Origin of the sequence: Flavobacterium sp. HJSW_4 (assembly GCF_042436695.1) — a bacterium.
Classification (GTDB): Bacteria; Bacteroidota; Bacteroidia; order Flavobacteriales; family Flavobacteriaceae; genus Flavobacterium.
Genome location: NZ_JBHNPP010000018.1, coordinates 58,377 through 71,931 on the forward strand (window position 1 = coordinate 58,377; position 13,555 = coordinate 71,931).

General features: G+C 33.2%; 15 protein-coding genes. 2 read left to right on the plus strand and 13 right to left on the minus strand.

Annotated elements, in window-relative coordinates; all coding sequences use genetic code 11:
* Positions 1-65: 65 nt before the first annotated feature.
* The 10 genes from ACE01P_RS16540 to ACE01P_RS16585 all read right to left on the minus strand — a co-directional run bounded on the left by ACE01P_RS16540 (position 66) and on the right by ACE01P_RS16585 (position 10,531).
* Positions 66-779, minus strand: a complete 714-nt coding sequence (locus tag ACE01P_RS16540) for a 2OG-Fe(II) oxygenase (RefSeq protein WP_379699988.1) — start codon at positions 777-779, stop codon at positions 66-68.
* A 106-nt stretch (positions 780-885) separates the two neighbouring features.
* Positions 886-1,728 (minus strand): bifunctional helix-turn-helix domain-containing protein/methylated-DNA--[protein]-cysteine S-methyltransferase, encoded by an 843-nt coding sequence (locus tag ACE01P_RS16545; RefSeq protein WP_379699991.1) that lies wholly within the window; start codon positions 1,726-1,728, stop codon positions 886-888.
* A gap of 124 nt (positions 1,729-1,852) precedes the next feature.
* On the minus strand, positions 1,853-2,185 hold the full coding sequence (locus ACE01P_RS16550) for a DMT family transporter (RefSeq protein WP_379699993.1): 333 nt from the start codon (positions 2,183-2,185) through the stop codon (positions 1,853-1,855).
* Between the two features lie 41 nt (positions 2,186-2,226).
* Positions 2,227-3,306, minus strand: a complete 1,080-nt coding sequence (locus tag ACE01P_RS16555) for a WG repeat-containing protein (RefSeq protein WP_379699996.1) — start codon at positions 3,304-3,306, stop codon at positions 2,227-2,229.
* Positions 3,307-3,316: 10 nt separating this feature from the next.
* Positions 3,317-3,601 (minus strand): hypothetical protein, encoded by a 285-nt coding sequence (locus ACE01P_RS16560; RefSeq protein ID WP_379699999.1) that lies wholly within the window; start codon positions 3,599-3,601, stop codon positions 3,317-3,319.
* 30 nt (positions 3,602-3,631) lie between these two features.
* Positions 3,632-3,970, minus strand: a complete 339-nt coding sequence (locus ACE01P_RS16565) for a hypothetical protein (RefSeq protein ID WP_379700000.1) — start codon at positions 3,968-3,970, stop codon at positions 3,632-3,634.
* 264 nt (positions 3,971-4,234) lie between these two features.
* Complete coding sequence (locus tag ACE01P_RS16570) at positions 4,235-6,553, minus strand: patatin-like phospholipase family protein (RefSeq protein WP_379700002.1); 2,319 nt, start codon at positions 6,551-6,553, stop codon at positions 4,235-4,237.
* A gap of 199 nt (positions 6,554-6,752) precedes the next feature.
* Complete coding sequence (gene ahcY / locus ACE01P_RS16575; RefSeq protein WP_379700003.1) at positions 6,753-8,069, minus strand: adenosylhomocysteinase; 1,317 nt, start codon at positions 8,067-8,069, stop codon at positions 6,753-6,755.
* Positions 8,070-8,214: 145 nt separating this feature from the next.
* Positions 8,215-9,678 (minus strand): AMP-binding protein, encoded by a 1,464-nt coding sequence (locus ACE01P_RS16580; RefSeq protein ID WP_379700004.1) that lies wholly within the window; start codon positions 9,676-9,678, stop codon positions 8,215-8,217.
* Complete coding sequence (locus ACE01P_RS16585; protein ID WP_379700005.1) at positions 9,662-10,531, minus strand: SDR family NAD(P)-dependent oxidoreductase; 870 nt, start codon at positions 10,529-10,531, stop codon at positions 9,662-9,664. Before ACE01P_RS16585 ends, ACE01P_RS16580 begins: the two co-directional genes overlap by 17 nt.
* A 152-nt stretch (positions 10,532-10,683) precedes the next feature.
* Here ACE01P_RS16585 and ACE01P_RS16590 point away from each other — a divergent pair, with 152 nt between their 5' ends.
* Positions 10,684-11,334 (plus strand): 4'-phosphopantetheinyl transferase family protein, encoded by a 651-nt coding sequence (locus ACE01P_RS16590; protein WP_379700006.1) that lies wholly within the window; start codon positions 10,684-10,686, stop codon positions 11,332-11,334.
* A 28-nt stretch (positions 11,335-11,362) separates the two neighbouring features.
* On the opposite strand, the gene ACE01P_RS16595 is transcribed toward ACE01P_RS16590, so the two are convergent.
* From ACE01P_RS16595 to ACE01P_RS16605, 3 genes are all read right to left on the minus strand, one after another.
* The gene (locus ACE01P_RS16595) at positions 11,363-11,761 is read right to left on the minus strand and encodes a group III truncated hemoglobin (RefSeq protein WP_379700007.1); all 399 of its coding nucleotides are present in this window, start codon (positions 11,759-11,761) and stop codon (positions 11,363-11,365) included.
* The gene (locus tag ACE01P_RS16600) at positions 11,758-12,045 is read right to left on the minus strand and encodes a hypothetical protein (RefSeq protein WP_379700008.1); all 288 of its coding nucleotides are present in this window, start codon (positions 12,043-12,045) and stop codon (positions 11,758-11,760) included. Before ACE01P_RS16600 ends, ACE01P_RS16595 begins: the two co-directional genes overlap by 4 nt.
* 82 nt (positions 12,046-12,127) lie before the next feature.
* On the minus strand, positions 12,128-12,724 hold the full coding sequence (locus tag ACE01P_RS16605) for a Crp/Fnr family transcriptional regulator (protein ID WP_379700009.1): 597 nt from the start codon (positions 12,722-12,724) through the stop codon (positions 12,128-12,130).
* Positions 12,725-12,818: 94 nt separating this feature from the next.
* Here ACE01P_RS16605 and ACE01P_RS16610 point away from each other — a divergent pair, with 94 nt between their 5' ends.
* Positions 12,819-13,547 (plus strand): geranylgeranylglyceryl/heptaprenylglyceryl phosphate synthase, encoded by a 729-nt coding sequence (locus ACE01P_RS16610; protein WP_379700010.1) that lies wholly within the window; start codon positions 12,819-12,821, stop codon positions 13,545-13,547.
* Positions 13,548-13,555: the final 8 nt, after the last annotated feature.

Genomic DNA, 13,555 nt, shown 5'->3' on the forward strand with positions numbered 1-13,555 from the left:
AGAAAACTTAAAACACAAAGTTAAGTAATTGCTTTTGCGACTTCGCGACTTTGCGAGAGATAAAATTATGAAAGAGCATCATGAAAAATAATTCCCAACGTATGTCGTTCACCAGAAAGAATCTCGCTTACACCGTGTTTCATATTGACACGATAATAACCTTTCGAACCTTTTACAGGTCTAAAATTGGTTGTAAAAACTAGAATATCTCCCTTTTTAGGTTTTAAAACAATAGCTTTAGATTGTGCTCTTGGTGTTTGCTGAGTCAAAACGAATTCACCACCAGTAAAATCTTCATCAGGTTCATTTAGAAAAAGCACAATTTGAATAGGAAAATATACATCTCCATACAAATCTTGATGTAAAGTATTGAATCCGCTTTTGCCATATTTTAAAATTAAAACGGTTGCTTTCAGCTGATTATTATCGTGACATTGTTGTAGTAATTCGGAATGATTTATTGGAAAAATGGTATTGATATTTAAGGCTTTCATCCAAGAATTGGCAATTGGAGCCAGTTTAGGATAAATCGAAGTTCGAATGTCCTGAATCAAATCGGGAAGAGGATAATTAAAATATTTATATTCGCCTAAACCAAAACGATAGCGTTCCATGACAACGGTTTTTCGATATAGATTTGGATTATCATAATCGAATTTTAAGTCTTCACATTGTTCGTTATTTAAGATATTTGGAATAATAGCAAAGCCATTTTCGTGCATAGATTCGGTGATGCTTTCCCAATTCTGAGAAGCAATTTTTGATTGTATATTTTGCATGATTAAATTTAAGATTGAGATTTTTTTCTGCCACGAATTCACGAATTATTTTTAAAATCTATGCGCATAGAATTTGTTTAATTCGTGAATTCGTGGCGGAAAAAACTTAAAGATTTATTTGAGCGCCTTCCCAGCCGATAATAGCTGTTTTTCGGGTATTTCCCCACATGTAACCGCCAAATGTTCCTGAAGATTGGATAACACGATGACACGGAATTAAAAACGCAACCGGATTGCTTCCGATCGCTGTTCCAACGGCGCGCGATGCATTGGGTTTCTGAATTTTATTTGCAATAGAACCATAAGTAGAAAGCTGTCCCATTGGAATTTTCAGCAAAGCTTCCCAGACTTTCAATTGAAAATCGGTTCCTTTTAAGTGAAGTTTTATTTCAGATAATTTGCTCCAATCGTTTTGAAAAATGAATAAAGCATTTTGCTGTGATAAATCTAGTTTTTTAGAAAATTGAGCATTTGGGAATTTATCTTTTAAGGCAATAAATCCAGTTATTTCATCTTCGGCGAAAGCCATAAAACAAACGCCTTTTTTAGTAGATGCCACAACAATATTCCCAAACGGACTTTCGGCAAAACTGTAATTGATTTCAAGGTTTTTTCCTCCGTTTTTATACTCGGCAGGCGTCATTCCTTCGATATTTACAAATAAATCATGAAGTCGGCTGGTTCCTGAAAGTCCAGTTTCAAAGGCAGTTTCAGAAATGGTTGCCTGATTTTCTTTGAGTAGTTTTTTGGCGTGTTCGATGCTTGTATATTGTAAAAACTTCTTCGGACTCGTTCCTGCCCATTCGCTAAAAAGCCTCTGAAAGTGAAACGGACTCAAATGTACTTTTTCCGCAACCTCATCCAGATTGGGCTGATCTTTAAAATTAGCTTTGATATAATCTATAGCTTCCGCGATACGATTATAATTGATGGTTTCCTGTGTGTTCATCTTCTTTCCATTTTATAATACAAATATCGATTGGTTTTAGAAAGTATAAAATCCGAAACTTGCGGAAATGCTTTTTTGTTTCAGGTTACAACTTGGAACGTGAAACTTTAAACATGAAACTCTTTTAATGTGCAGCAGTCTTAGAAAAAACATTAATCACAATAACGCCAATTACAATTAAAGCCAAACCAATAATTGCTGGCAAATCTGGAATTTCTTTGAAGAAAACAGCGCCAATAATCGTGATTAAAACAATTCCAACTCCAGACCAAATGGCATAAGCAAAACCAACTGGAATGGTTCTAATGGCAAAACTTAGAAAGTAAAATGCGCCACAATAACCAATAACAGTAATGATGCTTGGGAGCAATTTGGTAAACTCTTCAGACTTTTTTAATGCTGATGTAGCAATGATTTCGAAGATTATGGCAAGACCTAAAAATATAAAATTCTTCATAGTTCACTTTTTTACAAAGGTAAACTTTAAAGCCGAAAAAATTATTTAAGAGTATTTGTTCTAGAAGAAACACTAATCAATTTGTATCCGTTTTCTGTTCGTAGAAACTCAAAATGATCCTGTCCATTATCGGTTTGTTTTTTTGGATTGATTATAATACTCTTTGTTGGATAAATCCAATCTTTAGATTCGTTGCAATTATTAAAGTAAATCTTGTATTCGTCTGATTCGAAAATAAACGGATTTAATCCGCCAGAAGAAATAAAGTAATCTGTTTTTGGGTTTTTAAGTTCCTGCAATTTTAGTTTTAAGTACGTATAATTCTGAGCGATAAATTTAGTTTTAGGTGCGTCTATCCAACCGTCAGGTTCTTTCCAATAGATGATTTTATCGAAAGAATATTTATCTAAATTGGCTTTAGATAAATCCTTTAATAAAGTGTTTTCTAACCAATATTTAAACTCTTTCTCAAAATTTATAAAAGAATAGTATTGCCCGTCAACTCCAAGAAAGCTTTCTCGAGTTGGATCTGTGCTTTTTGTTTTTGATTTTTCTAAAGAATAGAAATTTAAATTTTCATTGTAAGCAAAATCTTGAACTAGAACTTTGTTGTTGATGTCGATTAGAAATTCTTTTCCACCAGTCAAGAAAAAGTGTTCGCCATCTTGTTTTTTTTCAGCATCTTTCAAAACCGCAGTCAGTCCGTTTTTTACTTTGGTTAAAGAGCTGTACTCTGCTGGAATTACAATTTTCCCTTCGGCATTAAAGACTCCCATTTTATCTGTTTTACGATCTGTAAACCTGATAAAACCTTCGTTTTCGCAGTCTGGACCATTGTCAAAAACATATAGGCTGTCTCGTCCGACAATCTTTCCTTGTTTGGTTAAATAATAGTTTTTCCATTTTCCACTTTCTTCTTCGGTAACGGCAATTATATTTTCGAATTTACGCGCAATGGTAAAACCGCTAAACTTGGGTTCTATTTTTACTACGCCGTTTTTGTCTTTAAATCCGGTTAAAGTGGTGTCTTTGTTCGGAAATGCAGTCCAAATATCATTGCTTTGAGCAAATGTCAAGGAACTAAAAAGAAAAAATATAAAGAGGATAAGAATCTTTTTCATAGAAAGGTATTTATCGGAGATGAGCTTCTGTTTCGTTGTTTTTTGCTTCGTCAAAACAATCGGAGCATAACATTTTAAAATCGGCTAGAGATTGAAAAGTTTCTGTCCATTCTTCGCCATTATCCAAAAGATATTGTTCGCAGGAACCGCACCAAGCAATTTGCGGAAGATCTCCTTCGGCTTCGGAATAGTAAAAGCCAACTTGATTTTTTGAATCTATTGCTGTTGCGATATGAATGCAAGCGAAAGACATTTCTTTTGAACCGTGTATGTCACATAGAATTTCTTCAATCATTTTTAATGTTTTTGGGGTTTAAAAGCAGATTTACATTACTTCAATTAACTTAAATCTTAGGTTATTATTGCAGAATTCGGTGTGTAAAGTCAATTCGGTTTCTTTATTGTCGAGAGTGAAAATTTTTGCTTCGATGCCAAATCCTTCTGTAGAATCGTATTTAAAAATATCGAAATGGGTTTGGAGAATTTTTAGTTTCGGTAAATTTTCGGTTTCAAAATAGTCGAATAATTCTTCTTTAATTTCTTCAAAAACAGCTGAATTAATTCCGAAGTTGTTTTTTAAGTTTTCGAAATCCATAGAATTGATATTTTCTAATAATTCGGAGTTTAATTTGAAGGCAATTGGAGAGATGTTTTCTGCTGTCATTTCATGAGTTTGAACTTCAAATTTAAAGTTATAAACGAATAAAGCTGTAAATGTCTTGTTAAATTAATTGGTTCTTGGTCTACGTGTGCGTGAGGGATAGGAGCAATCCGCCGCGGCGGAGCGGATAGCCCGACAGCATGCCGATAAGAGGGCGAATAAACACAAAGTATTTTGGCCCTCTTATCGCGATGGTGGTACGCCCTACTTGTTTTAGATTATAGATTTCTGATTTTAGATTTAAAAAGGGCTTCGATTTAATTTATTTTACGGATTTAGTGATAATCCGACGCTAAAAAAGAATCTTACTTTGTCGATGTTGTTGATCCATGAAGTATCAAAATGAATTGGGCCTAAAATGGATTCGTAAGAAACTGCGGCTCCTCCAGAAATAACAAGGCTCGGTTCTATGTTGTCGTCCCATTTTCCTTTTGGATTGAAGGTGTGGTCGATATAGTTGTCAAAAGTGCCGAAGCCAACGGTTGCAATATTAAAATGTGGCGTGAGATAAATTTTTCCAATAAGATTTACTTGAGATCCGAGTTTGAGTCCCATGTATTGCGTAACATTGAGTTCGTCTTCGTGCAGACCCGCTAATTGAAAACGGTTACTGCCAGAGCTTGGAATTATTCCGCCCAAGAAATATTTTGAGGCATAACCAAATTCTGAAAATGAAATTTGATCATTTTTGAGTTTGTCTTGAAAAATAAAATAAGAATCAAACCCAACGATTCCTGTGATTTTCTTTTTGATTCTTAATCGTTTTTCAAGAGTGAAACCAAATTTAGTGTAATTATTTGTTGAGCCAGAAACGGATGTTAAATCTGGATCGGAGAAAGTAGCGTTGATATTGGTTAGAAACGATCGCGCTACATTTGATTTTATAATGGTTCCGTTTGTGGCAAAATACACTTTATCCATATCGTTATAGGAATAGTGCATGTTGAATTCGATGTTGTTAAAATTGTAATCGTTTATAGAAATGGAATTCGGATTATATTCTCGATCGTACTTAGGCTTTACATGGGTGTAATGATAGTTTAGGCCAAAACCGACATAGCTTTTCAGAGAGTTTAAATTTCTGTTTATTTCATTGTTGAACTCGAAAGCGTTATAAAGCATATTGTCTGAGGCCTTACCATTGATGTAAATTTCTTGTCTTAGAAAAGCGCCATAAGCTTCGGTTAGCCACCACCATTCTCTGTGTCCGCCAAAATTCTTCTGATAATTAATTCTTGCTTTGGGCTGTTCGGCAATATCGGCAGTTATTAAAAGGCGAGAGGCATCTGCTAGAACGTTTCTTCCGGTGTAATTAAAAATGATTCCGACACCTCTATATGTATCGTAATGAATTGAGGTGTTCAGCTGATTTTTGGCGCGTTCAAATCCGAATAATGTAATTCCGAGTTTGTCTTCGTCTTTTATGAAATAACTATATGTTATCTCCTCAAAAAGATTGGTTCCCATGGCTCTGTTAAGTCCTGCAATTAAATCTTTTGTGGTATATTTTACATGTGTTTTAAGATTTGCTCTTCCGATTACCAAAGGAAGGTTTTCTGGGCTGATTTTTTTATAAACGATAGTGTCAAGAACAAATTCTTTGGGCATATCGGGCAATTTGTGGACTCGCTGTGGAAATGCTTTTAGCTTTTCGGATAAGGCAATTAAAGCCGGAAGGTTTTGATTGGTTGCTATTTTTCCGTCTTTGTAGATTTCGTTGCTATCGGCAAAATCGGCTGTTGAGAAACGCAGATTGGGCAGATGATCAACTAATATGGTACACAAATCTCTATTTGCAGGATTTTTAATATTACTCGGAAACATGCTGGTTTGCATTAAGACGGTCATAATATTATTTAGTTTGTCTACAGGCTCCATTCCGCCACCTACGTCACTACCAATAATAATGTCGGCTCCCATTTGTTTAGCAACGTCAGTAGGAAAATTGTTTAACACTCCACCATCTACCAATACTGATTTTTCGTAAGGCATTGGTTTGAAAATAGCAGGCAACGACATACTGGCTCTCATGGCATAAGCTAAGCTTCCTTTGCTTAAAATAACTTCTCTGCCTTCAGCCAGATCTGTGGCCATGGCTCTAAAAGGTATTGGAAGACTGTCAAAATCTTTAACGTTATAAACAGGAAAGGTTAATTCGGAAAGGTATTCTCTTAGGTTTTGATCATTTAAAAGAGAACCAATACTATTGAGTTTTCCGTCTTTAATTCCTATTCCGACTAAGTATCTTTGAAATTCTCTTTTTTCTTCGGCACTTACAGCTCTCAACGATTGGCCTCCGCCAAGGAGTTTGTCCCAATTGATATTTTTGGTCATTGTTTCTATGATGTCTTCAGAATAGCCCATAGCATACAAACCTCCAATAATGCTTCCCATACTATTTCCAACAATAAGATCGGGAACAATATGCAAAGAATCGAGTTTTTGTAAAAGCGGGATATGCGCAATTCCTTTTGCTCCACCACCGCTTAAGACTAATACGACTTTAGGTTTTTTTTCCTGAGAAAAAATAATTTGTGGGAGAGTTAGTAAAAATAAGAAGACGATTAAATAAGTTGATTTTTTCAAGTTTTTACTATTTAAGTATTTGATAAATAAAACCTTATTTCGATATTAAAAGTAAATAGATATTTGTAAACGTGCAATTTTTTGTTAAAAATCTTTCTTTTAGAAAAGACTATAAAAAAGAAAACCCGACAAGTTTTTAAAACTTGTCGGGCTTGAATATGTAATAAATCTAAGATTACAATCTTAAATCTAAAATAGATTAGTATCTGTAGTATTCTGGTTTGAATGGACCTTGAACTTCAACACCAATGTAAGCAGCTTGATCTTCTCTTAGAACTTCAAGTTCAACACCTAATTTAGCTAAGTGTAAAGCAGCAACTTTTTCATCTAAATGTTTTGGTAACATGTAAACGTCATTTTTGTAAGCTGCACTGTTGTTCCATAATTCGATTTGAGCTAAAGTTTGGTTTGTAAATGAGTTACTCATTACAAAACTTGGGTGACCTGTAGCACAACCTAAGTTTACTAAACGACCTTCAGCCAAGATGATGATATCTTTTCCAGCGATGTTGTATTTGTCAACCTGAGGTTTGATTTCGATTTTAGATGCACCGTGGTTTTTGTTTAACCAAGCCATATCAATTTCGTTATCGAAGTGACCAATGTTACAAACAACAGTTTTATCTTTCATTTGCTCGAAGTGCTCTCCAAGAACGATATCTTTGTTTCCTGTAGTTGTAATGATGATATCAGCATTAGCAATTACAGTGTTTAATTTTTTAACTTCATAACCGTCCATTGCAGCTTGTAAAGCACAAATTGGATCGATTTCAGTAACTGTTACGATAGAACCAGCACCTCTGAAAGAAGCAGCAGTTCCTTTTCCAACATCACCATATCCACAAACAACAACTCTTTTTCCAGCCAACATTAAGTCAGTTGCACGACGTACAGCATCTACAGCAGATTCTTTACATCCGTATTTGTTATCAAATTTAGATTTAGTAACAGAATCGTTGATGTTGATTGCAGGCATTGGAAGAGTTCCAGCTTTTACTCTTTCGTAAAGTCTGTGAACACCAGTTGTAGTTTCTTCAGAAAGACCTTTAATTCCAGCAACTAATTCTGGGTAACGATCAATAACCATGTTAGTTAAATCTCCACCATCATCCAAAATCATGTTCAATGGTTTTCTGTCTTCACCAAAGAATAAAGTTTGCTCAATACACCAGTCAAATGATTGCTCATCAAGACCTTTCCAAGCATAAACAGAGATTCCAGCAGCAGCAATTGCAGCAGCAGCTTGATCTTGAGTAGAGAAAATGTTACAAGAAGACCAAGTAACCTCAGCACCAAGAGCAATTAAAGTTTCGATCAAAACAGCAGTTTGAATCGTCATGTGTAAACATCCAGCAATACGAGCACCTTTTAATGGTTGTTCGTCTTTGTATTCAGCGCGAAGTGCCATTAAACCTGGCATTTCAGCTTCAGCTAGTTCAATTTCTTTTCTTCCCCAAGCCGCTAGAGAAATGTCTTTTACTTTATAAGCCACGTAAGGCGTAGTTGTAGTACTCATTTATATTATATTTGTATAATTGTAAAATTTTTGCAAATTTACGTAATAGGTTTTTATTTTTACTACTTTCTGGAAGATTTGTGAAATCTTTAATTTCTTAATCTTTTGAACTTTAAGTGTTTTTTGTTCAGAAAGATAAGGAAAACTATATCAATTTTGTAGCAGGTATATTTTCGAGTACAGAAAAGAACTTAGGAAGCATATAATTAGGAACTTCATTTGACATCCAATTTAGAAATTCTATTTCATTAAAAACCGCTTTATGATTCATAACCAAATCTACATGTATTTTGGTTTTTTGATTTTCATCGATTACTTTTTTTGCTTTTACCCATTGTATTTGCGGATTTTTATAAATAACATTTTCAACTTCTATAGGATATACATTTTCTCCACCAATAATTATCATATCATCTTGCCTTCCCTTAATAAAAAGATATCCTTCTTTGTTTTTTAAAGCTAAATCGCCGGTTGCGATATCAGTATTATTTTTATTGTCTGCCGACCATTTACATTTTATAAATAAATTGCCTATTTCATTTTCGGTCGCAAAATTTTGATCTGTTTTTTTTATTTTAACTGTAACGCCTTTAATATTCTTTCCAATTGTGTCTGGATATTTTAATAGATCTTCGTGAGTTGCAATGGTACAAACGCCAGTTTCTGAAGTGCCATATAAATTGTACAATTTTGTGAACGGGGTTTTGTTGTGAATAATTTTAACAATGTTCGATTGCAAGACATCACCTCCAGAAATAATAGTTTTTATATTTAAAGCAGTCTCTTTTAAATATACTTTTTGAATCATAAGTGGGACTGATATCCAATAATCGATTTCTTTCTGGTTTAAAAATTCGGATGTTTTGTTAGCATCAAAACCTTTAAATAATCGAATTTTTTGAGTCATAAAAAGGGACAGCAATAATGCGGCAATCCCATATCCGTGATAAAGAGGAATTGATATTAATGTAGATTTGTTTTTTCTTAAATGTAATTTTTGAATGATATCAAAAAAAGGATTTAGGATTTTTTGTATGCTGAATTTTCGATTTTCAATTTTAGGTATTCCTTTAGTGCCGCTCGATAAAACAGCAATGCTTCCTTTTTTTCGTTTTAAAATATTTTTTTTGTTGGGATTGATATTTAAATCAATAATTTCATCATAACAAAACAAAGGGATTTGGAGAGAGGAGAAATTATTTAAACTTTCTCTTTCTGCTATTATTAAATCAACTTTTTGAGTTTTTAAAAAAGCAGTAAAATAGTCTCTTTTTTGATTAGGGTTTAATAAAAAAATAGCACTGCCTAAACCAGAAACTGCAAATAAGGATTTTACAAATTGTACAGAATTCGAACTTGCAATAACAACTTTACTATTAGATTTAATGTTATATTTTTCATTTAAGTAATAGCTCATCAAAACAGATTCCCTATACAATTCAGAATAAGATAAATGCTCATATTCGTCTTCAATGTAAGCCTCTTTTTCATTCGTCTTTTTCACAGAATCCAGTAATGCCAATAGGGTAAATCCGTGTTTGTTTATAGATTTTGCTATTGCGAAAATTTCCTTAAATCCTAAAATATTTAATTTAGATACTTTTTTCATTTTGTTTTTTCAAGTATAAAAATGAAATTTTCTCCCAAATGTATTTTCCAAAAAAACTGCTTGTCTGCAAAAATAACAGCCACCAAGGTTTATCATAAGACTTTGATGAGTAAATAAGTTTTGCAATTCTAAACGCAGCTTGCTCAGGCTGCATGGCAGGAAAATTTTTGTACTTTTCGTTTGGAGCAATCATTTTAGTGTTTACCAAAGGCAAATAAATTGTTTTTGCTTGTATTTTCATAATCTTCCACTCGGTAAGATTACATCTAAACCATTGATCAAAAGCTGTTTTTGAAGCTTGATAAGCCGCCCATTTTGGAGCAGGCAACAATAATACATTTATTGCCGAAATGTTAATTATTTGGCCTTTAGTAGCTTTTATTAATGGAGTAGTTGCTAAGATTAAGTTAACTGGCGCTAGATAATTAAGGGAGTTTGTTCTTGTAAAGTCGTGATATCTTGTTAGAGAGTTTTCTAACGAACGCATAATCGATTTTCCTGCATTGGAAATAAAAATATCAATTGTATCAGTTAAAGTAAAAAGCTCTTTAATTGCTCGCTCAGTTTCAGTTTCCTGATAAAAATCGGCTACAATTATATTACAAAGAGAGCCATTTTCTTTTACAATATCTGCTATTGCGTTTAATTTTTCGGCAGTTCGAGCAATTAATATTAGTTTTACATTGTAGGTAGAAAAAAGAAGTGCTAATTGCTCTCCAATGCCATAACTAGCACCTGTTATAACAATGGTTTTTCCTGTGACAGTTTTTTGTAATTTTGTACGATTAAGTGTAACACTAGGAAATAAAAATTGCTCAATAATTCTTTTTGATACTTTATTTTTGTTAGTCACTTGCAAAGACAATCTTTATGAATACTCTAATTAAGGTAGATATTTTGTAAAAGTTGTAAATTTACGAAATGAATGCAGATATAAATAATATTTTTTATTTTGTATATCAGAAAAATACAGTACAAATATTTCTAATTTGAAACAAAAAAGTAATGCCACTTTATAAAACTATCAACTATAATTCTTCGACGAAACTTTTAATTTGGGAAATAACAGAATCTCTCGAAGAATTATTGAGTAAAGTTGTTTTAAAAGAGAAAACACAAAAGAGATTGGACGGAATGAAGTCTCAAATGCATCAGCGTGCTTTTTTGAGCGTTCGTATGCTGATTCAGGAAATGGGTTTTACAGATAAAGATCTGCATTATGACGAATTCGGGAAACCTTATTTCGATTGTCATAATCATATTTCAATTACGCATTCTTACCATTTTGCGGCAATTATCATAAGCCATGAAAAGGTCGGAATTGACATGGAATTGCAACGAGAAAAAATTCAGAGAATTGCAGATAAGTTCACAGATTTCGAATGCGATTATTTAGATCCGTCGTCTACAGAAGAATACATAAAAAAACTTACCGTAATCTGGGGAGCCAAAGAGGCGATCTTTAAAATCAGAAATGAAAAAGGTATTAGTTTTAAAGATCATATTAATGTGAGCAACTTTTCTTTAGGAGAAACCCAAACGCAGGCAAGTCTTCATTTTGATAATTTGATTAAGGATTTTGATGTGCATTATCAAGAAGTCCAATCAAATAATTTTGAGGGTAAGTTTACTTTGGTTTATGCTTTTGAGAAATAGTTTTTAGTCTCAGTCTCAGTTTTCAGTTTTAAACTTCACTTTCTTTCTGACGATGTTGAAACATACTCATATACAAAAAAGTACTCATTTTTCTGGCACGTCTTTTTAATGTGTCAGCATTTTCGCCTTCAAAATGTTCGTCAATGGTTTGAAACCAATGATTCAACCAAATTCCGAATTCGTTTGATGTGATTTTTTCGTCAAAATGAGCATCAACTTCATTGTGCACAGCATGCGGATTTCCTTTGTATTTGCGAACACCGAATAAATTGGTTTCCCAAAAATCAGTTAGTTTTTCGAGATGTGCGTCCCAATCAGAAATCATTTCATTAAAATAAAAGTCGATTTCTTCATCGGCTCTTATTTTAGCATAAAACTGATGAACCAAAAAGGAAACATCAGCTCTATTTTTTATTTGTTTTCTCATAGAATTAAACTATTTAAAAGTATAAAGAACAAGCTTAAAAATCCGCTTAACACAATAAGGTTGAAAACTACTTTATGTTTCATTTGTGCTAAGATAGACGTGTTTGCGAATACACAAGCTAAAACAATAATTCCTAGTTGAATCATTTGCGGAATTGAAGTCCCGTTAGCTAAAACGTACATTGCAGCAGCGCCTCCTAAACAGCTTTGTCCAATTACTGCCATTGCAGCAGAACCCATATAATTTCTATTGAAAATGTCGAATGTTGTTTGATATAGTGTCATGATATTCAGTTTTTTATATCAACAAATTTACGCCGACAATACAGCTGCATTTTATGATTTTAATCATAAAATGGGAATTTTTTTATCTGTATACTTTTCGATTAATAATCTTCAATTCGCCTTTTTTTTCCAATGCTTTTATGGTTCTAATAACAGTTTCAACTCGTAAACCGGTTAAATCTCCAATTTGCTGTCTCGTAAAACTAATCAGATATCCGTTTTTATCTTTCTGAAAATTGAAATAAGCGATTCCGTGATCTATTAGTTTTAAGACACGATGTTCTGGTTCATGCGTAGATATTTCTGCCGCCATAACCGATTTATAATACAATCGTTGCGCAAGATTTTCAATCACTTTAATGCTGAATTTTGGATTTTCTTCTAATAGCTTCATGAAGCTTTCTTTTGGAAGAATAAAAATCTCAGTGTTTTCTACAGCAACTGCATTTGCAGGATATTTTTGATTTAAGAATAAGGGAGGTTCGCCAAAAGACTGTCCTTTATAAAATATACCTTGGATGAATTCGCGTCCGTCATCATTATAATTGCTCATTTTTATTTCTCCAGAAATAATTTGATAATAGTGCAATGGCAGATTTCCTTCTTCAAAAATAATATCATTTTTGGCAAATGATTTTTTTAGAACACCGTACTTTTCTAGTAATTCAACTGTAATCATAATGTATTATTTACGTTATAAAAAAACGTTCAACAAATATAATTCATTCAAGATAGTTCTTCTACATTAAAAAACTTTTACTTTTACACCTTGTATGCAAGAACAATTACTCACGATTAGACAACAGATTTTAGAAGCTAAAAGCAATGGCCAAAAATTATTGGCAGTGCTTTTGGATCCAGATAAAATTGTGTTGGAAAATTTAAATCATTTAATTGAGAAAATTAATTTATCTCCGGCAACACATATTTTTGTTGGAGGAAGTATTGTTCAGAACAATATTTTAGAAGAATTAATTGCTGCATTAAAACAAAAGACAATTCTGCCTGTTATTTTGTTTCCAGGAGATCCTTCTCAGATTTCGCCAAAAGCAGATGGTATTTTGTTTCTGTCTTTATTGTCTGGGAGAAATCCAGATTATTTGATCGAATATCAGGTTCAAGCAGCTCCAATTCTTAAAAAGACAAATCTCGAGGTTATTTCTACAGGTTATATTTTAATAGAAAGCGGTAATGAAACTGCAGTTGCTCGTGTAAGTAAAACAAAACCCTTAAGCAGAGAAAATCTTGATTTAGTCTTAGCAACAGCTCAAGCGGGAGAAATGCTAGGCAATCAATTGATTTATTTAGAAGCGGGAAGTGGTGCAAAACAGCCTGTTCCGGCAGAAATGATTGAACTGGTTTCTCAAAATATTGAAATTCCTGTTATTGTTGGTGGAGGAATTGTAGATTTGCATGGAATTCAAAAAGCATATCAGGCTGGAGCAGATTTGGTGGTTATTGGAACTGCTTTTGAAAATGACAGCCATTTTTTTGAACAATAAACGCCAAA